The sequence below is a fragment of the Ignavibacteria bacterium genome, from assembly GCA_016707005.1.
Lineage (GTDB): Bacteria > Bacteroidota > Ignavibacteria > Kapaibacteriales > Kapaibacteriaceae > UBA10438.
The window spans coordinates 449,908-475,633 of sequence record JADJIQ010000001.1 but is presented as its reverse complement, the minus strand read 5'-3'; the positions used below and the strand labels follow the sequence as shown (position 1 = coordinate 475,633).

Here is a 25,726-nt window from a genome sequence, read left to right as displayed (position 1 = left end):
GGGCTTTAGCCCGATGGCGAAAGGGCGAAAGGGCGAAAGGGTGAAGGGGCGAAGAGGAGCGCGTCATCCCGAGCGGAGCCTGTCCTGCCGAAGGGAGGATCGAGGGACCGCGCTATCGGACGATCGCCAACCGACTTGTAAGCGTGCCCTTTGCAGATCTGACACGCAGGAAATACATGCCTGTGGCAATTGTCGAAACATCACCACCGATCAAATGGAGCCCCTTTACATATGGTTGGCCATCCACAAAGGTGACAACAGTCTGACCCATTTCGTTGATCAGTTCAATCGATACGGTAAGGGGCTCCCGTAACCCCAACTCGATGTTTATCACAGTTGAGGCTGGATTTGGTCGTGCTGCTAATGAGAAAGAGCTCGCAGTTCCAATGAGTAGTCGGACGTTAGGGTCTTCGCAGAGACCGGTAACCGTGATCTCACCATCCGTGGTGGTAGTGCGTATTCGCAAGGGCGTTGGCTCCCAAGTAAACGACTCAATATTTATCATTCCACGATCTGTTTGACCGAGGGTTACAAGAGCAGGAGCTGTTGTAAGTGTGCCTAAGGTGCCACTCCAAACTCCGGATAACTCGACCTTGCAATATTCTCCATCGGCTTGACAAACTATAGAGTCAGGGAATAGGATACTTGAATTCCACCGCGCCTGGGCTGACCAGGCTAGTGGAAGGGTCAAAAGGTCTGCATTCGCAACGCTATCGACCACCAATTGAACTTCAACCGACTCGCCCGGAGCACCGGAGACGCTTAAGGCCCGAATATGAATTGTTATGTCTCTCTTACTTGAAAACTTGATCGGTGATACAACGTTGAGACTTGAGTGTTGATCATAAGGTGACTTTGCTACAAAGAACTGGTCTTGAAGGTCAATCAATGAATCTGGAGGCGAAACGACAGTATCCAGTATTTTCAGGCGTGACATTGTCGAACCAGAGGCAAGGATCATCCCGTTAGGCTGAACAACAAGGTTCGAATAAGACTCAGGAATATCATCACGGACATTCAGGACTTCACCAGTTGGACTGAGTATAAGCATAATGCTTCTTGAAGAATATTTGCTTCCGCGGAATGTGCTGTCTTTCGTTTGGCAGCCCAATATTACGGTTCCATCTTGAAGCACTTGGAGCAGGCTAGAATTTTCGGTTTCCTTGAAAGCAACCTCAGTCATTGGGTGAACGTCGGCCATATTGTCAAGGTGAAGAAGCAAGAGAGAAGTACTCGTGTCATTACCGTATTTCTCACTTCCAAGCATCACACTTCTGCCTTTGACTGCAATGATGTAACCACCTTTCGGATCTCTAGCCGCCCCCGCATAGTTTCCACCCGTAACGTGTAGATTCTTAATCCACTCCAACTTGCCTTTGGGGGACAGTCGAATCACATAATATTGCGGAGCCGGACTAGTCCGAGATATCAAACTATCTCCGATTTGTGTGATTTGTTGTCCTCCAACTATCAAAAGGAGACCTCCTTCATTGTCAGGGATTACCTGCGGGTATGAAGCACTAACCTGGACGCTCTGTAAACAAAATGTCCATTCAATGTGACCAAGATGGTTAGTCCGATCTACAAGGGTCCCATAAGTAGGAGCAGTATACATCTCTCTGCCACGAAGCGTCACTCGATCAAACCAACTCACTTCATAACGCACATTTGAACCGTCCTTAACAACGTACATATACTTTTCATTGTTCTGAATCCCGGATCTCTTGAATGAGACAATGTGGCCTTCTTTGTCCAATACCAGTTGGTGTAGATCCAAACTATCCTGGTCAGCGAAAATCTGTTCAGAGGTGGATGGCAAATAATAGTGTACATGTGATCCGTATCGATGCACGTACCCGGAATCGTCCCTGATCAATGACCCTGTTTCCATTAGATAACGCAACGGTATCATTCGCGTTAACCACTGAAACCTTTGTTTACTGTCACAAGCGAGTATGTAACTCACCGCATTGTTACGAGCCTCATCTACGAAAACAGTATCGTTAAACTCAAAAGGCATCCATCCCTCGCCAGCAAAATAGACGGTACCATTGATATCGATGTCCGCACCAAACCCACGGTAGTACGTTCGAAATCTAGTTTGGGCTACCATCTGCGATCTACGAGATCCAAGATTGGGTCGAATTCGTAGCTGACCAGAGTCAGTAGCTGCACTTGGAACTCGCCAACGATATCGTTTCCCAACGGCAGTGTCAGTTATCAATCTCCATTCTGTCCCGCTGCCAAGGCGATACTCCAATACAACTCTATCTGAGATAAGTCCTCCCGTCCATTGAATCTCGACCGTATCACCCACTTCAAGTTGATCGTTTGCGGAAGGTGTCGATATCCGAAGTGGCTTAAATGCAGAATCAGATTCGTTGCTACCATTTCCATAAACAACGATCTCGTAGGGACAGTCGGATGTGTTCAACAGTATGCGTGAGAAACACCAGTCCCTCGTTCGTCGTACGTACTGAACATGTAAGGCTATCGAGTCACCTTCGTCGATTTGGAAAGACGACGGTGATACAATAAAATCGGAAGAGCTTGAAGATATTGAATTGACATCGAGTCGTCCTCTACGAGCATACACAAAGACTGTAGTGTCTCTTACACTACCTATACTGTCAAGAGGAAACGCCGTAATAAATGGTTCATGACGAATCAAAGCCATTTGGTATGTATCTGGCAAATAGGACAGACTCGTTTTACCTAGAGTGTTAGCAATTTCAACGTCTCGATACTCCAACCTGCAGTGATCTGGCGATTCCCATTCGATCACACAAGGCGAAGCTCTCTGAGCTAGAGCAAAGATCTTTTTGAAGATGGGCAACAGATCCTCTTCTGAGTAGGACGCTGCTCTGATTGATAATCCGCCCGACTTTACACATGCGTTTGCAACGCTTTCATTAGCTTCTCTGTCAATCTCAATCACATAAAGTGTGCTGTTTGACAGGTACAATCTTCGGACAATATCATTTGGCAACCCCTCCGAGCTAGAAGCACGATTCACAACAACAATTATCGGCTTGTATCGAGCTGAATCCGCAACTGCAGTTAGTTGACCAATCTGATCATCTAACAATCGGCATTGAGAGTAGTTTTGCTGCGTAATCATCGAATCAACTCTAGCTGAATCCGTCGAATAACTCCGCCTTGCCTCACTAGCTTTGAAGTAGCAATGTGGTATGAACACCTCACACGAGTCCTTAAGAAGTGCATTCGCTACAGATGAGAATACTCGCTGTGACTCAGGGACTGACACAAGGATATCCATTGGGACGATAGAGACCGAGATTCTCTGCCTCTCGTTTGATTGAGGACACCGAAATGACCGGATCGTGACTGGAGCATTGTTCTCACGAAGAACGATTGATGTACCGTCGATCAACACAGTCTTGTGTCGGGCGTCGAACCCAAACACTGATGCTGACATCGTTGGGAATTTCGAGCTATTGATATCGGATAAGTGGACGGATTGGCCCAGGCACTGAATCGTGGTTGAAAGAAACAATGCTAGAGAACAGTATATCATCAAGCTCATTTGTGTCTCCGATGATGTACACGTTCTGCTAAACTTTGCAATGTGTGCTGCACATGATGAAACACCTCTGCCCGTGCTGATTCCAGCCTACATTTCGTTTCTGTCATAAATGACAACCGCTGGAACGTTCCTCCCAGATCACAATATCGAACTCTAACCTCACACGGCTTTCCATCTTCTACTAACGTGATGCTCTGCTCATCTACGGCTACTCTATTACCTTCGTTATCTAACACTTTCAGATTAGCGTTCATCACGGGGAAAGATGAGCCATCAATATCGGTGATGATGATCGATTGCGCGTTTACCTGTATGGCTACGAAGAGGAAGAGCACACCGAAACAGAACCCGAGGGATCTCATTATCTACTCCTACGGACACTTTTCCGGTCATGACACTGAAGTGCTCGATTCTCAGAATATTCGACTATCACTATCACTTTCACCTCCACAACTCCAATTAGGCGTGTTCATAACTCGCGCGCCCCGAGCCGTAACAGCGATTTGGTCACTGACTTCTACAACATAGACCAAACAAAGATACGGAGGAAGAAATGACCTGTTATTCCATTGAGAAGTTCGTCACCGAACGATCGCCAACCGACTTGTAAGCGTGCCCTTTGCAGATCTGACTCGCAGGAAATACATGCCCGTTGCAATTGTCGAAACATCACCACCGATCAAATGCAGCCCCTTTACATATTGTTGGCCATCCACAAAGGTGGCCACAGTCTGACCCATCTCGTTGATCAATTCAATCGATACGGTAAGGGGCTCCCGTAACCCCAACTCGATGTTGATCACAGTTGAGGCTGGATTTGGTCGTGCTGCTAATGAGAAAGAGCTCGCAGTTCCAATGAGTAGCCGGACGTTAGGGTCTTCGCAGAGACCGGTAACCGTGATCTCACCATCCGTGGTGGTAGTGCGTATTCGCAAGGGCGTTGGCTCCCATGCAAACGAGTCGATTGTGATCTTTCCACGATCTGTTTGACCGAGGGTTACAACGGCTGGAGTTGAAATGAGAAGACTGTCTGAAACATCCCATACTCCAGAAACCTCTACCTGACAGTTAGACCCAATCTGCCGACAATCAAGTTCCAACGGATAGAGAATGCTCGAGTTCCATCGTAAACGAGCAGTCCACGATATCTGAGCTGGCAACAGATCACGGTTGGTGACACTATCAATAAGCACCTTCACGAGAACGGATTCGCCGGGTATTCCAGAAATGTTCGCGGCACGTATGTGAGTTGAAATGGACCCAACGTCGGCTATGACAAACGGTGACGATACGCCTCTGTTCAGAACATATTCCAAAGGCATTTTCGCCAAATAGAATTGAGGCCATGCAACACCACTACTACTCTTCGTTGGAATCACGTCAAACTCGTCGTTTACGCGAAGAGGACTCTTCGTATTGCCATACTCAATGAACATCTTATCGTTGTGATAGTACCCTCCCGTTCCTTGACCAGCACTATCTACGATCCTTTTAAGTACACCATTTGAATCGATTAGGACATACATACTCTCATACTTACCTTGAACGCCCAAATGTATTTTGTCTGGACTTGTGCTTGATGCTAAAAACGATCCGTCGTCAAACACACCCAGTGGCGACAACCTTCGATTGGATACATAATCCGAGCGATGAATGCTGCGAATCTGCCCTGACGAAGATAAGTGAAGAACTCTCACGGCTGAGTCTGACGGAGGAACGAACGGCTGACCATCGATCTCAGCTACGCCCAACTGTCGCACTGAAAACAAGCAGCCACCATTCGGGTCTCTTGTAAAAGAATCGAGGAAGCCCTTACCGACGTATACTCGTTTGAGCCAAATCAATTGCCCCCTTGTTGAAAGTTTTGCGAAGTAGAAGCTTCCTGCTCTAGCATTCTCTCTTGAGATCACGGAGTCGCCGATTTTGATAACGTGGTAAGGATCAATAATCACGAAGGCCTCTCCTTCTACATCGGGAATAACCAGGACGCGGCTAGTTACGTTTCCACCTTCATCCTGAAGAATTGGGAAGCTCCAGTCGATGTGCCCAATATGATTTGCTCTGCTAACTAATAGACCAAAGAGAGGAGATATGAACTCCTGAGTTCCTCGGTACGTCTTGTGTTGGAACCACGTCACTTCGTACCGAGCATTCGAGCCATCGCTCACAACGCCTTCGTAATCACTATAATCTTCGTGATTGTCAAAGCCGGATTTAGTGAATGTTCTAATCAAACCGGTAGAATCAACGAACCAGTGGTGTAGATCAAAACTGTCTGTCGCGTTATAGATCCAACCGCCACTGTCCTTCTTATACATGGGATGCGATCCATATACATGAATACCTCCGGAATCGTCTACAGCGGCTGCCTTTCTCAGATTCAAAATGCCCGGGTGTTGTGCTAACCACTTGATCCTACACATAGAATCAAGCTTCATAGCGAACGGTATGAGGCCTGCCCCACCGCTTGAAGTGATCGCCGAGTCTCCAAACATGAATGGCTCGTATCCCCTCCCTGTGAAGTAGATATTCCCGTGCTTATCAATGTTGACTCCCTGAGAATATGACGTCAGGTCAACTCTCGTTTGGAACATCGCAGGGGAACGTCGCGATTGACCGCGTGGCTGAACTCGGAGTTCTGCAACGTTAGTAGGGCTATTTGGGATCTTCCACTTGTATGACCTACCCACTACTGAGTCTGCAATGGTAGTCCACGGAATATTGGGACCTAGTCGATACGCAATGCGGACAGGTTCGCTGCTGTCACCTCCCACCCAAGAGAGGTCGACGGTTTCGCCGATCCCTAACGTGTCACCAACTTTCGGTGACATGAGGCTAATCACGGGATACGGAGACCATCTTTTTTCATCCTTAGCTGCATCTGCATACACAATGAATTCGTACGGACAACTCTCGGTGTTCAACGTGAACTGGCTATAGCACCACTCGCGATCCTTTCGCGTATATGCCACGCGTAACGAGATAGAATCGCCTTCTGCAATTGAGAATGTGGTCGGTTCGATCGTGAATTGATCGTTTGTCGAGAATATTCCCTTGACCGTAAGATTGCCCCGCCTAGCGATTATCACAATCGTCGTATCACGACGTACTCCAGGCACACCATCGGGAAAGGACACTATGAATGGTTCATGTCGTACGAGAGGCAACACCGTAGGAGGTACATGGTACATATACTTCGTAGCGCCGGTCGATGCCTCGACTGTGACATTTCGATACGAGCTACTACAATGATCGGGTGAGACCCATTCGATTGTGCATCCATTCGTACGCTGAGCATGAGTGAAGACCTTGGTCAGAGCTGCTTGTAGTTCAGAATCCGAACTTGATCGTAGTCTAACAGAAAAACCACCCGACCGTCGACAGAGACTGTCGATACCATTATAGAGGCCGCTTCCGATGTCGACGAGATACACAGAGCAATTCACATTAAGAGCCTGCAAGGCAAGATCACGGATGTACTTTGCATTAAGACTTATTCGGATACCACTATTCGCAATGAGAACGAGTATCGGCTTGTATCGTGCAGAATCTGATGCTTTGAGGAACTTCTCAACTCCACTTGGTCTTTCATGGCAGTTCTGAAAGATCACGAACTCTCGTAGCATGGCTCGTAAGGTTGTAGTATCCGTTGTGTACTGTGGAGCGTTTCTCTCCTGAGAATATCTGCAACTGCCAAGCAAGACTTCACTGGAGTCCCTAATCAACCCCTCTCCTACTCGAAAGAATATCTCCTGCTTAGACGATTGATATACCTCCGCTACAGGCTCAAACATGAAGATACCCGCCGATACTCTCTTAGGCAATGAAGACTGATCACAACTTCTGACACGTGCCGATAGGACTCTCTCATCTTCCTGTAAGGTTAAAGACGCCCCATCAATTGCCACAGGCCGATGGCTTGTATCATACCCATGAAGTTGGGCAGATACACGAGGGAATCTAGAAAGATCGAAGTCTGAGAGATGGAGAGTCTGACTCAACGCATTTATGGAGCAGACTATTGTCAAAAGGAAGGTGCTGAGTGCAAGGTATATCATCGAGAATTCCTCCTGAGCACTACTTCTCCACTTCGTTGAAGCACTCGATACTCAGGCTGGCCGTCAATACTGCTGGCATCGACGACGATTCCCTTTATGATCGGATAAACACCTGCCGATTTTAATACTTGAGCAACGGCCTCTGCGCGCTCATTTGCGATCTGTTGATTCCGTCGAGCGTCACCCACATTGTCTGCATAGCCAAACACTTCGACTACGTCTTCCGAACCTACCGTGCGAGCGAACTGTCCGATTGATTCATTCTGACGACTATCGAGGTTTGTTGTGCCGATGGGAAAGATGGCAAGTGTATGCCTACGAACGGCAGGAACACTGTCCTTCATTCTCGTTTGCTCAATGGGTATAGTTCGTTGCGCCTTTGTCACTCTCGCGAATTCATCCGTATAGTTCACAGAAAGTACGACCGCTTCTTGTTCACGCAAGATCCTACATTGTTCAGATGTAAGGCTCTTTTCATACGGCTGATCTGGTCCGAAATCGAGATCGCCGATCTTGACGCTGATCGTGCCTGGCTGTCGAACAGCTTCGCCATAAACTGAAGCCTTAGCTATCCCAGTTGATAGCAGGACTGTATCAAGCAGAGAGATTGGCCTCACAATGGAATAGTCTGTTGACGTGATCGTAACACGTCGGTTCTCTGCATCCCCTGCTGCTGTGCCGCGGCGTGCGGCCTTCAACGGTAGATCTTCGGCTGTCACACGTATCCGATCCCGTTCGATCTTCCACACTGTCACCAAATAATCGCGTACGACCTGTGCCCTACGAAGAGCAATCTGCGGTGAAACCAGATCTGCCCCTTCCATAGAAGTAGCACCCGCTATTGTCACAACTGCGCGACTGTCCTGTTGCAAACGATAGCCGATAATGTTTAGCATTGAGCGATGTGCTTGAATAGGAGTCCGCATGAGCCTAATGCTGTCTGCAAAGGCTGCAGTTGTCTCTCGTCCCAACCGAACATAACGGTCAGGGATCACTTCTTGTCCGTCGTCAAAGTAGATCGTGTTCAGCAAAGGCGTGTAGTGTTGTACGATCGTCGTTGATGTTGATATCGACACCTCTCCATCGCCAGCAATGTCCGCTGGGTATCCATCAGGGATGAATAGTGTGTCTGTGCGAGTATTCGTATGAATAGTGATCGTTAGCGTATCCTTGGTAAGAATCTCTTCTCTGATACTCTCAGTTCCTTGGACAAGGACAGATTCTACGATCCTTCGAGATCTACGAATCACAGTGTCTATGACATCGCGGTCTTGACGCTCATACATCATCACAGGTGGAATGGGCATCCATGCCAAGGTAGCACCAATCCTCACGGCGTTATTTTTCCAGGATACTTCATCAACGAGATTTGTTAGCCCATAGGAATACAAGATCTCAGGCGATAGCACTACAGTGGCACTGGTGTTGAGAGGAAGATCAATGCCAGCGCCTATCAGAAGAGAGAGCCCGAATGCTCGTGCATTTGGGATATCAGCGTTCGATACTTCGTTTTGAGTGCTCGATCCGTTGGGGAACACTTCGTCCAGTGGTTGTATGATCTGCTCTGATTGCGAGAATGACCGCCTCACAGCAAACGTTGCCTGAAGACCCCCCAAGATCCACACTGGAGACGCGATCGAATATTTTAGAAGGGGCTCAAAAACCACATCATTCAATGAGGCATCAACTGAATGTCTGAATACGCCCGGGCGGTTACCAGAGACGACTGTTTCTTCGTCTCGAGACAGAATCTGGTTGGCAATGGAAAAACCAGCTCGGAGAGTCAACCGAAAGTTCGAAACGATCGGTACATCCATTGAGACACCGGCGAGGAATCCATTGCCTGAGCCATCAACATAGGCCGGACAGCAACTTGGGACCCCAGGGAATGCCCGAAAGTCAGCATTTGGCAGAAGAAAGGCCGCGTTCATCCAAAGTCCATACCCCACTCGATCTTGGGCATGAACAGTGATTGCACTGCCGACCACCATCATAATTACAAGAACTCGTCGACAGTACACGCAAATCCCCCGCTACAACACTGATATGTGAAGAGGCCTTATCAGCAAAGGTACGGAGGGAATAGCATCGGACTTTAGCCCGATGTCGAAATGACTTCACTCGCTTCGCTCGTAATGATGAAATGACGGTATGACGGTATGACGAAATGACGGTATGACGGTATGGCGGCATGACAGATCGTCACAGCGCCATCCCGGGCGTGTTCGAGGGACGGGAGCCGGTACAGACAGTGCAGTCATTTTGTCGTTACGCCATTTCTTGATAGGTCCCTCGTCGCTCCGCTCCTCGGGATGACGCCGCTCGCCTGGATTGTTTACAAGAGAAACGCGAGCACCATCATGGATGGTGCTCGCGTTTCTTCATTTAGACGTCGAGCGAAGTCTGCGTCATCCCGAGCGAAGCGAGGGACCTCGTTCGACAATTCAATGAGCACCGTCATCCCGAGCGAAGTCGAGGGACCGCGTTTTAGTACGAAACTCATCCCCCGTCCCCTTCTCTCACGCTACGCTAGAGAAGGGGTGCCGGTTCGAGTGTAGTGCCTGCACATTGGTGTTCACTTGTTGCATTCAAGAACAAACTCAGCGTTGCAGCCTCGAGTGACAAGGAATAGTCCTGGAGCGATGGCATTTCCGAAAAGAGAATAGTCTGTCACATCATGAGAGTCTTGGACGATTCCGCCGATTCCAGAAAGCAGATCTCTGGTCGAACTACGTCCATTGATGCCAAAGAAGCGAGGCCGTAAGCCTTGATCATTAACATCCGCGCCTCGAAGGATCCGTGTTCCTCCGTCTTCGATCGAGATCGGATCCCCCACTGAACAACCGAGTGTTTGTGCCATTGCCTCAGCACGAGAACGTGCGTCTTTGATCGCCTCACGTCGAAGCGTGTCGTTGATTCGTTCCGTACTATCAAGATGGAAGGAGATGCCAACAACTGTGAGTCCGTGTATTGCCGTTAATCCCGTCACAAGACTATCGATCTCTGGTAACCTCTTTACATGAACCGATACAGCGGTCATCGCCCTCCAACCACTGGAGGAATCGAGCTCGTGGTTGTTCGGTCCTGTTCGTCGACGAACCAAATGCTCCGATACATCATAGGTTTCAGAACTTAGGTCTGTTGGTGGTACGTTGGCTCGCCGACAATAGGATTGTACCAACAGCATGCTTGAATCGAGGGCAAGACTTGCTTGCAATGGTGTTGAACGTTTGCACTCCACATTCAAACCGACGAATGCCGACGTGGGCGTCACAAAGCGCTTGGCCTCACCAATGACCTTTATGGTGCGAACTGATGGGGTTGTACACGAGGTCAACAGGATCACGGCGAAACAGGCGATGGGTTTGATCATGTTCACCTGACGAGGGGTTGAAGCGGCTATTTTATATTGATAGGTGTTAAAATGCACCATGATAAAAATGACCACACGCTCCCTCCTCCTGCTTACGGCACTGGCATTGTTCGTTCCGGGCCTGCCCCTTATCGCTACCACATTGAATGTTGGTGTGGGCAAGACCTATCCAACGATCCAGTCGGCTATTGTGCAGACACAGCCGGGTGATACGGTGCTGATACATCCGGGGACGTATACCACGTCGACCTATATCGTTGAGAAGAAAGGCACGTGGGAAAGGCCGATCGTCATCGAGGGTGTCTCGCAGGATTCTGTCATCATCAGTGGTCCGTCGTCCTCCATGCAGTTCGTTGATTGTTCGTACCTCACTGTGCAGAACTTCACAATGCGTGGTCAGAAAGGCAATGCCTTGTTCTTTGATGACGGAGGCACGATCGGAACTCCGTCTGAAACCATTATCGTCCGCAACATTGTGTTTGAGGATATGGAGGGGGCGAGCAATGTGAACACAAATTTCTTAAAGATGGCTGGAGTGAATTTCTTCGGTATCGAAAACTGTAGATTCGATCGTGGTCCCGTTAAAAGCCTTTGTATTGACCTCGTTGGCTGTCACGGCGGATTCATCTACAATTGCCTTCTTCGCGGCACAACAGACGGAGGCATTCAGGCCAAGGGTGGTTCACAAGACATTGATATCATTTCGAACACCTTTGAGAATTGTGGTGACAGAGGGATCAATATTGGCGGATCAACCGGACTCCCCTTCTTCCGTCCAGCAGACGCCCGATACGAAGCCGTGCGCATCCATGTCTACACCAATACCTTTTTGGGATGTCGTGCATCCATTGCCTTTGCCGGTGCCGTGGGTTCTTGGGTGGTGAATAACACCATCGTTAACCCAACAGCCTGGCCGTTTCGCATTCTTCAAGAGAACGTGGATACATCTCGATTTATGCCATGTGGCAAAATCTCCATTCAGAATAATATCATCGTTTTTCGAAACACACTCAATGCACATTTCAATGTTGGGCCCAACACTGCGCCCGAAACGTTTCTTGTTTCGCACAACCTCTGGTACAACTCAGATGTGCCATCACGTTCCAACGAGAACATCGCGCCAGTTGTAGAGAGCGCGTCTATCTATGGCGAAGACCCACTCTTTATCAACCCGACAACTGACTTCTCGATCAGCTCGATTAGTCCGGCAGTAGGTAAGGGGCAGATCAGCGTAGGCCCCGCACAAGATAAACGCAACAAACGTTATGTATCGCCCCCTAGCATCGGAGCATATGAGGGGGCTACCGTAACCAGTGTGTTTGAGAACGTCACGAACGAACATCGATCCATCACACGCACCACCACCGGCTTCATCGTGCGACTCCCAATTGATGGACAACGCAGAACATGCGCACTCTACGACCTACGCGGCCGACTTCTCCGTCGGATCGAGCTTAATGGCGGTGAACATCACGTGCCGGCAGGTTTGCAGGAGTTCTTGGTGGTGGAGTAACTCGTATCTTTCCGACATGCAAAAACACCACACATTGGTCTTCGTAGCATTGGTCTTTGTCGTTCTCGGGTGCGAACCGGGGATGATAACCTATCAAAATCTACGAACGTTGCAGAAAGGCATGACGCACGAACAGGTGGCGCGCGAGATCACCAAGAATCCGAAGAAGAGGGACACGATCTTGGTTGGTGGACAGTCGTATGTGATCGACGAGTATTCCATCGTCACATTACAATATCAATCCACATCGTACTACCCGTCTAGTACGGGAAATGTGGCGGCCGGCACGTATAGAACAGAGCCAATCACCACTACCACAGACATCACAAACATCTTTGTTTGCCTCTTCGAGAAGGATAAGCTTAGATACTGGGGTATGATCGGCGACTTTTCGAAGTCTGAAGACGATGAGATGCAACGAGTTGCACCGTTCGTTCATGACCTCTTTTTCAAGGAAGCTCCCTAATGAAGATATTCTGTATTGTGATAGCACTGAGCGCGACATCGTTGTTGTTTGTTTCGTGCGCATCTTCAACCATGAGTCTTTCAGAAGCGAACAGACTTCAAAAGGGTATGACTTCTGCCAGCGTTAGCGAGGTGCTATCAGTTGAGCCGAGGCAGACCGTGACGTTTGCAGTTCCTCAGGGGTCGAACAACACGATCATCGCCATGGTGTTTGAAATGTCAGTCGGTCGTACGAGCAGTGATTTCTCTTCGTTGTTTGTAAGTAAGCCGAAGTCGGATTACATCGCTGTTTTCGAAAACGACAAGCTCTTGTATTGGGGTCACCCATATGAGTTCAATCGACATCCAGATCCACGCCTAAACGAAATCGGCAGGATCGCCGTGGAAATGACGAAGTGACAGTATGAATGTCCTTTTCACGTTCTCTACGATCATGCTCGCCACTCTGATGGCGTCTTGTAGCAGTCAGAATCAATTGTTGTATTCGGATATCGACAAATAGAGCTGTATCCGTTTGTCGTAGATGATCGAACGATCGCCAGTGGTGGTCCTCTATGAGTACGAAAGACTTCAATATTGGGGCTTTGGTCCCGACTTTAAAAAGTGCGAGGACGACAGAATAGCCGCTCTCGGTGTGCGTATTACCCAGATATCAAAATCCAACAAATGGTGAAGTCCTTCCCTATCTTCCTCTCCATTGCAGTTGTTGCTACCTCATGCAAGACATACTCCTTTGCAGAAGCGGAAATGATCAACAAGGGCATGACAGCATCAACGGTACTTCCCTTTACATCAATTCGCCCAACGATAGATGTGCCATTTACCGTTCCGGGGCATACCACTAGTGACTATCGTGTCATGATGTTTCCTCAGGTGATCGGATCCAAGTCTGCGGAGTTCTACGTCGTGTTCGAAAGTGACAAGGTCATCTACTAGGGTCACCCATACGAATTCAAACGTCACCCCGACCAAACCCTCAACGACATCGGCAAGGCAGCGTATGTAGCCGTTCTTAAGAACTAGAAGTAGAATTCTCATGAGATATATAACATTTCCATTCGCGATCGCACTCTTCACGCTGTCGATGAGTGCGCAGACCATCCAGAAGATCTCGTTCGACGACAGAGATAGCACCTTCGGACATTACCTCGTTGTAGAGCCAAGGGAGCGTGACTCCATCGCCGGTGTACTCATTCTATTGGCTGGTTTCGGACAACAAGCCGAGGACACGCCTCCGGAAACGAAGCTCCACAACGTCGCCTATACCAACAGGCTCTTGACGGTATTCTTCGCCTGTGGCAACAAGCTCTACGCAGATAGCGTTACGCAAGGTCGCTTAACGTCAGTGATCAGTGATGTCCGAAGGCGATACTCCGTCTCACCCGACAATTTTGTGTTAGGGGGCTTCTCCGCCGGTGGAATGATCGCAATGCGGTATGCGGAACTCTGTGCCGAGCACCCGGAGAAGTCACCGATCCGTCCGGCTGGAGTGTTCACAGTTGACTCCCCCATCGACATTTTCACAGTCTATGACTTGTTGGAGCTTGCTTTGAAGAACAAGTACTCCGATCTCGCCGTCGAGGAGGCTCAGCGTGCGATTAACTTCATCAAGAGTGACTACGGCATACCAAGAGAGAACATCAGAACATATGCCAAGCTCACAGCCTTCAGTATGGATCCTTCACTCAGTCAGAACGAACGTTACCTCGCAAACATCGCCGTCCGAACCTATCACGACGTGGACATTGCCTGGCGTATCATAAACCGCAACCAAACCGTGCATCTCTCGAACTACGAAGTAACATCTGAGCTCATCAATCGCCTCGTCTTAATGGGCAACACCCGCGCCGAGTTCATGCAGACATATCAAACAGGCTACAGATCTAACGGTCAACGTCATCCCCACTCCTGGTCCATCGTGAATGAAGTGGAGTGTATACAGTGGGTAATTAGACTTCTTCACTGAAAGTCAATACGCAACAGACCACAGCTAGGACTGACAATTCGCTATTCGCTACTCTTTATTGGTGCTTCCATTTGGCTAGTCGCCCCATATCCCCGATCTTCCAAACATGAATCGTTCCTTGCTGTCAGTATCGCTCGAGGAGTTACGCAGGGAGTCCGTGGCGACACTGCAGGCACGATTGCGCTCTGTGGCACCACCGGAGCAGACGGGAGAGCAGCTTACGGCCTGGGATGATACCGTGCAGGCGCTAAGTGATACGTTCGCTGGTTCAGACCACGATGGGCATCTCTTCTTTGAGTTTGATGTGCCGCGACTTGCGTCACGTATTGACGTGGTGGCCGTCATCAAACACGTTGTGTTTGTGCTTGAATTTAAGACGGGTTCGGGCACAACATCTTCTGCGGCGATGGACCAGGTAACCGACTACGCGTTGGATCTGCGATATTTCCATCGACCATCGCATGACGTAGTGCTGGCTCCATTGCTTGTCACAGAAGCTGGGAAGGCAAAACCGGTGGTCCGCTTCGACCCAGTGGATGAGCGAATGCTAAACGTGGCTATTACATCTGCTTCGCATTTGCGCTCCTTCATTGACCTCGTACTTGGTTCTTCATCTGGCCCCAACATCGATGCTCAAACTTGGTCGAAAGGGGCGTATGAGCCTACACCGACGATCATCGAGGCTGCACGTGCGTTGTATCGTAGACACAACATAAGCGAGATCACAAACAGTACCGCAGGAGAGGGTGCGCTGTCGAAAACGGCATCGTCGCTGATCGATGTCATACATGCGACGAGGTCCCGGGGCGAAAAAGCAATTTGTTTTGTCACCGGTGTACCCGGTGCAGGCAAGACACTTATTGGGCTCGATCTTGCAACAACTTCCATCGACAAAGAAACAAAGCAACACTGCGTGTATCTCTCCGGTAATGCCCCACTCGTAGCCGTTTTACGCGAGGCGCTGACGCGTGATGCTGTTCGGCAGGCTAAGGAACGAGGTGAGAGGAAGACAAAGAAGTCGGCTGAGCATAGCGTTAAGTCCTTTATTCAAAATGTTCACCACTTCCGTGACGAAGGAGTGCATTCCGAGGAGCCTCCTGCAGAACAGATCGTGGTGTTCGACGAAGCGCAGCGTGCGTGGAACAGGGAGATGACGAAGCGGTTTATGTCGAGCAAGAAGGGCGTAAAAGACTTTGATCATTCCGAGCCCGAGTTTCTCATTTCCTGCATGGACCGTCACCACGAGTGGGCAGTGATAGTTTGTCTGGTTGGCAATGGACAAGAGATCAACCGTGGGGAGGCCGGCATTGCGGCGTGGCTTGAGGCGTGTAGATCTCGCTTCCATAACTGGAAGGTGTATGCGTCATCGCATCTCGCATTGAGTGAGAGTGGAACACACGAGCCCCTTGAAGATCTTACTCAGCGCGGCGTGTTTACACACATGCCTGCGCTCCATCTGTCTGCATCCGTGCGGTCGTTTCGTTCCGAGTCTGTGTCCGGCTTTGTAAATGCGCTTCTTCGTTTCGACACCGAGGCATCGACGCTACTTGCTCAAATACAGAAGAGCTTCCCCATAGTCGTAACACGCGATGTTGCTGCTGCCAAGCAGTGGGTGAAAGAACGTGCTCGTGGTAGTGAGCGGTATGGGATACTCGCATCGAGTGCTGCGCAGCGGCTCCGTCCCTATGCGATAGATGTAACGTCAAAGATCAACCCCGTACATTGGTTCTTGAACGCCAAGCAAGATGTACGTTCCTCATATTTTCTTGAGACTGTTGCAACAGAGTTTGATGTGCAGGGATTAGAGCTTGACTGGACATGTATTGCATGGGATGCAGACTTCCGTCACGCAAATACTCGCAATGTTTGGCAGCAGTTTTCATTCCGAGGCGACCGGTGGACAAACGTCAAGCACCCCGATCGTCAAGCCTACCAATTAAATGCCTACCGCGTCCTCCTCACCCGCGCCCGCCAGGGCATGGTAATCTGCGTCCCCCACGGCTCCGAGCAAGACATTACCCGCAAGCCCGCGTTCTATGATGGCACATATAAGTATCTCCGTGACATTGGGGTGAAGGCGGTATAGGGGGCCAAGTACAATGGGAAGGTTCAGTTATTGTTGGATCAGAAGGATTGCTTTAGTGCGTTCCATCCAGAAGGACCTTGTATCTCTAGACGAAAACAATCGCTCGACTCCGCTCGGGATGACGTTCTCTGTTCGCTGTTCGCTGTTCGCTGTTCTCTGTTCGCTGTTCGCTGTTCGCTGTTCGCTATTCGCTATTCGCTATTCGCTATTCGGCCTTTCCAATACACCTTCCTTCCCTCCTCCAGAATCCACGCTACTTCACCGGTACCCGGCACAAGCATGCCGTTCATGCGGATGTAGTTACTCCATCGGCCTTCCCAGGGGGTGGGGATGGTCTGACTGTTCACTTCCCTGCCGCGGTCTTCGGCTCGGATGGTACTCATGAGTCCGTCTGGACTGAATGTGACGGTGAGGGTGGCAGTTAACGATCCGTTTTTGAAGGTCACACGGGCAGAGGTGTCGGTAAGGGGCTGCCATGACGCCCCCTGACTCGGCAACATGGCGGTTGGGTACCACGCGGACTCCGCACACCACCGTAGATACTCGCCGTAGTCGAAGGCACTGCCGGATTGTTCCATCATGGTGATGAGTCCGATCACTGAGGCGTGAAGGAGCCCCTTGCCATCTACAAAGGCATCGTGGACGTGTGCCTTGATGCCGGGGAACATAGCAATGCGCGCGTCCCAGATAAAACCGGGCTCACGTGTGGAGATGTATTGCTTTGAGGTGAATGGTACCCACTTGTCTTGCGACATGTCCATCTCTCCCTCATGCTCGAGGTAGACCTCGCGTATGATGGGCTGACCAGGCACAAGCACCAAACGCAGGTATCGCTGCACACATGACGGAAGACTGTCAAGCTCGTGTGGGTCATACGTTGCGGGAATGGGGCTCTGCATTGTTCCATAGAGCTTTGAGCGCAACGATTCTGTACGCGTTGCCCATCGATAGTATCCCCATGCGTAGACAATGCCGATGATGAGAGCAGCTACAACGACAATTGAGATTATGATCTTCAGCATAGCTCCTCCTGCATAAACACGCACGGGTGTGATGACTCATCACGTTCAACTGGTGGTGAAATCTACGTCGACCCGGAGCAATAGCCCATGACATCTGTCACGTTTTAAAGGAACCACGACACGAAGTGGAGAGGTAGGTACGAGTGGAATAACCGTGGAGGCCACCCGCTAACGCATGATCAAGAGACTCTTGGTCTCACTTTGCGACCCAACAATTATGCGATAGAAATACAGACCGACTTCATGGGAGGATGCATCCCATGTTGCAGTGTTGTGACCTGCCGGAAATTCCTTGGACGCTATTGTCTGCACAATTGCACCGAGTGCATTGTAGATCGTAATGGTAACGTGTGCAGATTCTCTCAACGTGAATTCAATGTCTGTCACATTAGTGAAGGGATTCGGAAAGTTCTGAGATTGAAGCAATGGAGTCAACTCGCTTGCGGATGTTTCATTTACCGTTGTTACAATCTCAGAAAGGGGGCGAACAAAGACACCCGCGCCATGCCAGAACTCGACGATTGATGCTGCACCCGCATATAGATTTCCTTTATGTATTGCTAATGCAGTAACCGACGAATAAGGGAGGCCATCATTAATAGACGTCCACGTTTTACCCATGTCAGTTGTCAGAAAGACTCCCCCATCAACCGTTCCTGCAAAGAGATTCGTGCCACTAACTGCAAGAGAGTTTACGGTCTTCCCAGATAGACCAGCCGATTCCGCGGTGTAGGTATCACCGCTTCCTGAGATACGAAACACTCCCCCGTTAACGGTTGTAGCAAACATATTTGTTCCAATAGCAGCCAGAGACCTAATTCTGTCCGTGGGTACATTGAATCTCACAAAACTCCAAGTCGATCCGTAGTTTGTAGATACAAAGACATCTCTATTTCCCCCCGCAAATATCGTTGTCCCTATAGAAGCGAGAGATAAGATGTACTGATATCTCATTTCTATCCCCATTCCGCCTTTAATTGGGCCATTGGCAGCGTTCCAATTATCTCCATAATCAGTGGAACGATACACACCAATCTGCGTTCCGGCGAACACATTTGCATCGTTGACGGCTAGGCTCCAAACATCACTGCTAGGGCCAGTGTTGTATGGACGCCACGAATCACCATCGTCGGAGGAACGGAATACGCCACCTCGTTGATTCGCAGCCTGCACGCGAAAGACTCCAACAAACAAGACTGAGTCTTGAACCGCCAAAGAGCTGGCATACTCAGTTTGAAGACCAACCTTTGTTGAACGCCAATTCACCCCATTATGTCGGTATGCACCCCCCTTGTCGGTTCCAGCAAAAAGATATTCTCCCCTGCTCAGTATGGAGCGAACTAAAGATGTGCCTGAAAATCCAATATTGGCTTCTGTCCATGAAGCACCTTGATCAGATGAGCGGAGGATTCCCTGGTTAGGCGTTGAGGCAAAAAGATACTTGCCATGCTCGATCAACGACGCAACTGTGGTGTCTGTCAAACCATTATTGGAAGGACTCCAGCTCGCCCCATAGTTTGAAGAGACATACACTCCCCTTGACCGTGTACCCGCAAACAGAGCATTACCACTTGCGAGGAGAGTGTTGACTGTAGTATCAGGTAAGCCATTGTCTACCGTATCCCATGTAATGCCATCGTCGGGCGAATGTATCACCCCCACCCCATTTGTTGCCGCAAACAGATGCGTTGCAATTTTCGCAAAGGATACAACTCTAGTTCTTGAGAGGAGACTTCCACTATCTGTCCAATCATTCCCCTGATTTGTTGATGAGCAAACACGATGAGTACCGGCATAGAGAGTAGACTCATGCGCCATAAGAGTTACGGAGTATGACATATTACCTTTTTACCAAGGTCCAGCTGTCGCCTTCGTTATCCGAGCGTAACACTAGGCCATATGATGTACCAACGAACAGATTTTCACCCAGCGAAGCCAAAGACATGACGTCCCCAACAGGTTGCTTGATTCCGCTTTTGAAATACATCATATCTAACATCTTCCAACTTGCTCCACTATCGGAGGAAACATAGAGTGAACCCGAACTAGCATCCGCGCCTGCATAAAGTTTTGTCCCAACACCTAAAAGTGAATAAATCCCATCTTCTGGCAGACCGTTATTAACGGGTGTCCAGCTATCACCATTGTTCGTGGAGCGGAAAACATAATTTTCTGTAGCTACGAAAAGATTCGAACCAACTTGCGCAAAGACACCACCAGCGTCTACGTATGGTCCGTCTACTGACACCCACTGTGCCAACATGCGAGAAGGTAGAAGCAGTGCGAAGGCAAGGAGCACAATAGAAACAACAACACGTTTCATGTCGACCTGCCGGAGGGATGTATGTATCAGTTATTCAAAGTATCAATTCGAATATATGGAATGTTCTGCCCGAGGTTGGCGAACATAGATGGCGTTGCGTCTCCAGCCCCATTATCCCTTCGTCTCTACGCCCTCTCTCGTTGTCCCTCGACTTCGCTCGGGATGACGTTCGCTGTTCTGTGTTCGCTGTTCTGTGTTCGCTGTTCGCTGTTCGCTGTTCTGTGTTCGCTGTTCATCTAGCCCCAAACAAAGGCGATGCCGATGATGAGAGCAGCTGCGACAAAGATGATGAGTATGACCCTTAGCATAGGTGCCTCTGTTTCAGTGAGGTCGTAGGTCGACCTCTATGACCGATTCTCAAACCTATCTATCCATCAGGAGAGTCTCAATGACATTCGTCACGTTCTTCGACGATGAAGACACTTACTGGAGAATACAATCATCACGTTTTGACGATATGTCACTTTTGACATATTTTGTGAGGCGAGCATGTACTTCAAAGAAAAGGTCATCGTTTGGATTCATGGTTCAGTAAGAACTCCACCGTTTTCGGCGGAGGCAAGGAAAAAGACAGGCTTACTCTTGCGGGTTCTGCAGCTAGGTGGCTTGATCTCAATGCCATTTTCGCGGCCTTTACCGATGATCGGTCGAAACTGCCATGAGCTACGAATCAATGACGGAAATGTGACATGGAGAATCATCTACAGAATCGATACGGAAGTCATACTTGTCGTCGATGTGTTCAAGAAGAAGACAGAAACACTTCCTACGTCAGTTATCAAAACATGCATCGCAAGTTTTCGATGGTATGACCTACAGGAGGATTGATCATGAATGATGTTCGAAAAAGACGACTAGAGTCTGCGGGGTTTAGAGTGGGCTCTGTTGCTGAGTTCCTTACCCTCACACCAAGTGAGGAAAAGTATGTCAACATCAAGGCTTCTCTTGTAATGGAAGTGTATACCCGACGGAAAAAGTGTCATCTCACACAAACGGAGCTTGCAGAACGAGTCGGTACAAGCCAATCTAGGATCGCGAAACTCGAAGCCGGCGATCCGTCCGTGTCTTTCGACCTCTTGATCCGTGTTCTTATAGCCCTCGACATGCCGGAGAAGGCCATCGTTGCAACGGTCGTGGGTAAAAGATCCCCTGCTTCGAGTAAGAGGTCTGGCTCACGGGCATAGAAAGAACACCGATCACATCTTCTCAATAGTTCTGCAGTTTCATGTAGCCACGTACGAATTGGATTCCACCGAAAACGACGGCACCCCATGCAACAACATAGGTTCCACCTCCGGTTGCAAGCACATAGGTTGCTACGGTAACGACAATCCCGCCTAAGAACCAGACGGCACCTTGATTCATGCTGCTGCGAGCTTCCTTTGCTTCAGAGGATGTACGGTAGTCCGAAACTCGTGCGATGACGGCCGAAGCAGATTCCTCGCTCAATCCGCGTTGAACTAGCTGCTCCTCGATCTTAAAAAGTGGAATTCCGCCATGCATCTGTTCTATGGCATAGGCAAAGGCCTCTTCTGAATCTCTGTCATGAACTGTAGGATCTGTTTCCATAGTAGCCCCCCGATTATCATTCGTGAATTGCTCATTTAGCCTCTCTCAAAATAGTTGAGAAAAGACACTTCAAGCGCTACAACTAATGAACATGCTAGCATGATCGCGATCACCGGCACCTACAGCTTTCGCTCGAGCGTACTGAGCGAATCAGACAAGTTTACTCCACTGACGTATGATGTTTGCGAACTCATGCTCGCTCTTGTCAACCTCTTGGATCGATCCAAATGTGATCATCGCCCGGTCATCAGATAGCCACTCGAGCAGGTTCGTGGGATCTGAGATCGTTGACCGTTCGGGCAGATCTTGGCGTTTCTTCGCACCAAAATGAAGGACAAGCCCCATACCCTTCTTCGACCTGACATGAAACGTTGCGAAGAATTCGGTGGTGCGGAAGCTGGGCACCTTCCACTTGATGCCTTCTTGAATCTTGGGATCAACGCCGAGTATGATCTCACGCACGCGCAACAGAACTTCCTTGTTAGGGTGCTCAAACGTGCGGAGATATTCTTCAACATCGGTTTGTTCAGTCATAGGTCTGTTCCAAGCGGACAATAGACATCGATCCTGACGCCAAAGGGATCGTCAACACAGCAGAATCGCATCGGCACATACATGGTTGTATCTCGAGGAGTCATTCCTATAGTTGCCCCTGCTGAGACAAGAGCAGCGTAGAGCACATCAACCTCAGCTGGAGACGACACTTCAATGGCAAACTCCGTATTACACGGATTACGATCTGTGGCGGTTCCGGCGGTGCTTGGGAACATCGTCAACCACGTGGATCCCATTCTCCAACCGTAGAGGATCTCATTCTCTTCTGTGTACTCGTGCGGACCGAACACTGAGGTATAAAATGCCACGGCAGCTTCAATGTCTCGCATGTAGAGCGAAACAAAACTCAGGCTCTTGATCGTGAATGGTTTGTGCGGCATATGAAGGTTGTTCAGTGACTTCGTTTGAGATCGATCACGCGACCGCTTGATTCGCCTTCCATGCCAACAACATCGTCACACGAAAGGAGTATGGAGTCCTTGTCAGCGAACTCAAAATGCAGCTGATTTGGTGACTCACCACAATGGTTCTGAAAGATGAGTGTTTTGATCGAGCTGTGGATCAAACGATACATCATTTGCTCACTGTTGTTCCAAACCGGGCGCTGCAAGGACAACATCCATTGGTTCTTCCTTTTGAAGACTTCGATCTTGAACTCGATCAATGTTTTCAGATCTGATGCAAGGGTCATGATCGTCCCTGCATATCGCCCAGGACCTACCTCGGCGATCTTCATAGTCTTGTTGTGATCACTGCTTTCCCAGCTACCGATCAGTCCCTTGATTCGAGCTGTGGGTTGTGTCGGTGACGGGATCTTAGGGGTGTTCGTCGCCGAGGTGTCGAGTTGCAGGGGCGAGTAGGAGATGACTCCCTCGGGAATACGCCGGAACCTGAGAACAAACTTCCGCGCCGAGCCACTGACCGTCACAACGATCTCATTGCGCGATCTGAACTGATACTCGATCTTCTGCCGGAAGTCATGCATCGGATTCTCAAAGACGATGATGTCCTTTGTCATCTTCGTACAAGCAAACGCCACGGCCTTGCCGTTGTTCTGTTTAACAACCCTAGCCTCATAGGTCCACGTGCCCGAACGTTTTGAGAGCGCGAGATCTTCGCTCTTGTGAATGCCCGTACCATGAGATGTCCCACTCCAGCCAACCAGCGACCCATCAGGCATAGATCGCCAGGCTTCGACCTGAGCATTCATGATCGACGCTTCCTGACCGTCAACGGTCACACTCCATCTGCCTACGAGTTGATGGATAGCGGACGTAGTTGTTGAATTGTCCTGTGCTTGAAGGTTCGGGCACAAAAGCAACGTGAGCAGAAGAAGTCTTGATCTCATTGTACATGCTAATTACGAAACGACCTCATGACTTCCTCCTGCGTACATTCGCACCATGTCAACTATGCTCCAACAGATCGACGATGCTATCCTCGGTATCCGCAAGCCTATGCTGGATAGACTGGTAGCGGAAATGCCCGCCGACCCTGAGCCATGGTGGTTGCAACTATGGCTCAATTTGGAACTGCAGTGTTCTCAACGGAATCTGCAAGGTGCACGGTCAGCGTTTGCTTCGTTCACTGCACTGCCCCCTTCCAAAAGACCGTACGATCTACACTACCGAATGGTGACGGGTTGGACGCAGTTCTTGGCGGAATCCACGGAGGTAGACGAGGCACTCGATTTGATGCAAGACCTCGATGTAGATACCATGACGGATGTTGGCTATCAGGCACGCGCACTTCGCACACTGGCACTCTGCGCAACGCAACAAGGTCGATATGACGATGCCCAAACACACGGTGAACACGCCGTTGCTCTTCTTGGCGCACTTCCCTACCCTGCAGCCTTGGGCAATGCCCTTACCGAGTTAGCTACGATCTATAGTCGAAAGGGGCTCCTAGCCGATGCGGTACGCATGCAGTTCAGGGCCTATGAAACGTTCACGACGTTGGATAATCCTATAGCGCTAGCGATCGCCATGTTAAATCTTGGTGTGCTGTATGGCGAAACGGGTAATCGCGAGAAGGCACGCACATACTTCGAACAGGTACGCACGATCGACACCGGCGCCGATGCAGAGAGATTTGCTACGTATGCTGCGCTGAACATTGGCCTATTGCACCTTGAGGACAACGATGCGACGCAGGCCATTCACGAACTGCTGGTAGCTGAACGCTTGAGCACAGACAAGAGCAAATGGTCAATGGCAACCGGCGCACGACGTGGGCTGTCCGCAGCACATCGGGTGTTGGGTAACATCGAACAGGCACGGTTGTGGCTTCAGAGAGCAGAAGATGCTCTTGCTATGGCTTCAAACGAACCGCAGCGGATAACTCATGTCATCGAAGAGGCTCGGTTGTTGATGTGCGAAGGTGATCACCAGAAAGCGATCGACATTCTAGAGCCAATTGCTGATGCGGCACGTCAACGCGCAGATGTGTCGGCTCTGCTTCGTTCGCTGGCAGAACTCCACGTTGCCTATGCCGCCACGCAAGCGTCCAGCCGTGCTTACCAGTGCTTGCTCGAGCGCACTCAATTGGAGACATCGGTCACGAATACGACAGCTCAACAACGACTAGCACTGTTCACAGTAGAACGTGAGCGAGAAGAAGAACGTCGCACCGCTCAACGCGAGCGAGATCTTCTTCATTCAGTGATGCCTGGTACGGTTGCAGAAAGAATTCTCTCCGGCGAACGCCGCATTGCAGATGTCCACACTGACGTCGCGATTCTCTTTGCCGACCTCGTTGGCTTTACCACGATCTCGGAAAACATGGAACCCAAGGAAGTGTTGGACTTCATCGAGCGAATCTTCACGCAATTCGATACGATCATCGAACATCACGGCCTCGTTCGGATCAAAACCATCGGCGATGCCTACATGGCTGTGGCCAATTTGCCAGACATGGTATCACAACCTGCGCATCGAGCAGCCCATTGTGCTATGGACATGATGAAGGCAATAACCGATGGAACCTATGGAGTTCGCGTGCGCATTGGTATGCACATCGGCACCGTAGTTGCCGGCGTTATCGGCGCTACGCGACCCATGTACGACATCTGGGGTGACGCTGTCAATATTGCAGCACGCATGGAGCAACACAGCGAACCCGGACGTATTCACATCAGCCAAGCGTTTGCAGAAGAGCTGCAGGGTTTCGGGGTTACGGAGCGCGGAACTATAGAGGTCAAGGGTAAGGGTATGATGACAACCTACTGGTTGGAGCGATTGTGAGGCC

At 49.7% G+C, this 25,726-nt stretch carries 20 protein-coding genes; 9 read left to right on the top strand and 11 right to left on the bottom strand.

Features of this window, described 5'->3' with window-relative positions; all coding sequences use genetic code 11:
* Window positions 1-112: 112 nt before the first annotated feature.
* From IPI29_02095 to IPI29_02080, 4 genes are all read right to left on the bottom strand, one after another.
* Window positions 113-937 (bottom strand): T9SS type A sorting domain-containing protein, encoded by an 825-nt coding sequence (locus tag IPI29_02095; protein ID MBK7411327.1) that lies wholly within the window; start codon window positions 935-937, stop codon window positions 113-115.
* Between the two features lie 3,191 nt (window positions 938-4,128).
* Window positions 4,129-7,173: a T9SS type A sorting domain-containing protein gene (locus IPI29_02090; GenBank protein ID MBK7411326.1), complete on the bottom strand. Its 3,045-nt coding sequence runs from the start codon at window positions 7,171-7,173 to the stop codon at window positions 4,129-4,131.
* 428 nt (window positions 7,174-7,601) lie between these two features.
* On the bottom strand, window positions 7,602-9,536 hold the full coding sequence (locus IPI29_02085; GenBank protein MBK7411325.1) for an OmpA family protein: 1,935 nt from the start codon (window positions 9,534-9,536) through the stop codon (window positions 7,602-7,604).
* Window positions 9,537-10,180: 644 nt separating this feature from the next.
* Entirely contained in the window at window positions 10,181-10,978 is a 798-nt protein-coding gene (locus IPI29_02080) for an SIMPL domain-containing protein (GenBank protein ID MBK7411324.1), read from the bottom strand.
* Window positions 10,979-11,045: 67 nt separating this feature from the next.
* Here IPI29_02080 and IPI29_02075 point away from each other — a divergent pair, with 67 nt between their 5' ends.
* The 6 genes from IPI29_02075 to IPI29_02050 all read left to right on the top strand — a co-directional run bounded on the left by IPI29_02075 (window position 11,046) and on the right by IPI29_02050 (window position 17,008).
* The gene (locus tag IPI29_02075) at window positions 11,046-12,491 is read left to right on the top strand and encodes a right-handed parallel beta-helix repeat-containing protein (protein ID MBK7411323.1); all 1,446 of its coding nucleotides are present in this window, start codon (window positions 11,046-11,048) and stop codon (window positions 12,489-12,491) included.
* Window positions 12,492-12,507: 16 nt separating this feature from the next.
* Window positions 12,508-12,957 (top strand): hypothetical protein, encoded by a 450-nt coding sequence (locus IPI29_02070; GenBank protein MBK7411322.1) that lies wholly within the window; start codon window positions 12,508-12,510, stop codon window positions 12,955-12,957.
* Between the two features lie 71 nt (window positions 12,958-13,028).
* A complete protein-coding gene (locus IPI29_02065; GenBank protein MBK7411321.1) occupies window positions 13,029-13,355 on the top strand; it encodes a hypothetical protein in 327 nt (108 codons plus the stop codon).
* A 270-nt stretch (window positions 13,356-13,625) separates the two neighbouring features.
* Window positions 13,626-13,892 carry a hypothetical protein gene (locus IPI29_02060; protein ID MBK7411320.1) on the top strand — a complete coding sequence of 89 codons (267 nt, stop codon included), beginning with the start codon at window positions 13,626-13,628 and terminating at the stop codon, window positions 13,890-13,892.
* Window positions 13,893-13,992: 100 nt separating this feature from the next.
* Window positions 13,993-14,922, top strand: coding sequence for an alpha/beta hydrolase (locus tag IPI29_02055; protein MBK7411319.1), 930 nt, complete (start codon window positions 13,993-13,995; stop codon window positions 14,920-14,922).
* 106 nt (window positions 14,923-15,028) lie between these two features.
* The gene (locus IPI29_02050) at window positions 15,029-17,008 is read left to right on the top strand and encodes a DUF2075 domain-containing protein (protein MBK7411318.1); all 1,980 of its coding nucleotides are present in this window, start codon (window positions 15,029-15,031) and stop codon (window positions 17,006-17,008) included.
* 191 nt (window positions 17,009-17,199) lie between these two features.
* Here the strand turns inward: IPI29_02050 and IPI29_02045 are convergent, their stop codons facing one another.
* The 3 genes from IPI29_02045 to IPI29_02035 form a co-directional block, all read right to left on the bottom strand.
* The gene (locus tag IPI29_02045) at window positions 17,200-18,030 is read right to left on the bottom strand and encodes a hypothetical protein (protein MBK7411317.1); all 831 of its coding nucleotides are present in this window, start codon (window positions 18,028-18,030) and stop codon (window positions 17,200-17,202) included.
* Window positions 18,031-18,198: 168 nt separating this feature from the next.
* Window positions 18,199-19,488 carry a T9SS type A sorting domain-containing protein gene (locus tag IPI29_02040; protein ID MBK7411316.1) on the bottom strand — a complete coding sequence of 430 codons (1,290 nt, stop codon included), beginning with the start codon at window positions 19,486-19,488 and terminating at the stop codon, window positions 18,199-18,201.
* 382 nt (window positions 19,489-19,870) lie between these two features.
* Window positions 19,871-20,353, bottom strand: coding sequence for a hypothetical protein (locus IPI29_02035; protein MBK7411315.1), 483 nt, complete (start codon window positions 20,351-20,353; stop codon window positions 19,871-19,873).
* A 489-nt stretch (window positions 20,354-20,842) separates the two neighbouring features.
* Here IPI29_02035 and IPI29_02030 point away from each other — a divergent pair, with 489 nt between their 5' ends.
* Together IPI29_02030 and IPI29_02025 are read left to right on the top strand one after the other, a co-directional pair.
* On the top strand, window positions 20,843-21,181 hold the full coding sequence (locus tag IPI29_02030) for a type II toxin-antitoxin system RelE/ParE family toxin (protein ID MBK7411314.1): 339 nt from the start codon (window positions 20,843-20,845) through the stop codon (window positions 21,179-21,181).
* 2 nt (window positions 21,182-21,183) lie between these two features.
* On the top strand, window positions 21,184-21,537 hold the full coding sequence (locus IPI29_02025) for a helix-turn-helix domain-containing protein (protein ID MBK7411313.1): 354 nt from the start codon (window positions 21,184-21,186) through the stop codon (window positions 21,535-21,537).
* A gap of 22 nt (window positions 21,538-21,559) precedes the next feature.
* Here the strand turns inward: IPI29_02025 and IPI29_02020 are convergent, their stop codons facing one another.
* From IPI29_02020 to IPI29_02005, 4 genes are all read right to left on the bottom strand, one after another.
* On the bottom strand, window positions 21,560-21,922 hold the full coding sequence (locus IPI29_02020) for a hypothetical protein (GenBank protein MBK7411312.1): 363 nt from the start codon (window positions 21,920-21,922) through the stop codon (window positions 21,560-21,562).
* Window positions 21,923-22,072: 150 nt separating this feature from the next.
* Window positions 22,073-22,456, bottom strand: a complete 384-nt coding sequence (locus tag IPI29_02015) for a DUF1801 domain-containing protein (protein MBK7411311.1) — start codon at window positions 22,454-22,456, stop codon at window positions 22,073-22,075.
* Complete coding sequence (locus tag IPI29_02010) at window positions 22,453-22,857, bottom strand: VOC family protein (GenBank protein ID MBK7411310.1); 405 nt, start codon at window positions 22,855-22,857, stop codon at window positions 22,453-22,455. The genes IPI29_02015 and IPI29_02010 overlap by 4 nt, the downstream gene beginning before the upstream one ends.
* A gap of 11 nt (window positions 22,858-22,868) precedes the next feature.
* A complete protein-coding gene (locus IPI29_02005) occupies window positions 22,869-23,825 on the bottom strand; it encodes a hypothetical protein (protein MBK7411309.1) in 957 nt (318 codons plus the stop codon).
* Window positions 23,826-23,880: 55 nt separating this feature from the next.
* Here IPI29_02005 and IPI29_02000 point away from each other — a divergent pair, with 55 nt between their 5' ends.
* Window positions 23,881-25,722 carry a tetratricopeptide repeat protein gene (locus tag IPI29_02000; GenBank protein MBK7411308.1) on the top strand — a complete coding sequence of 614 codons (1,842 nt, stop codon included), beginning with the start codon at window positions 23,881-23,883 and terminating at the stop codon, window positions 25,720-25,722.
* Window positions 25,723-25,726 lie beyond the last annotated feature (4 nt).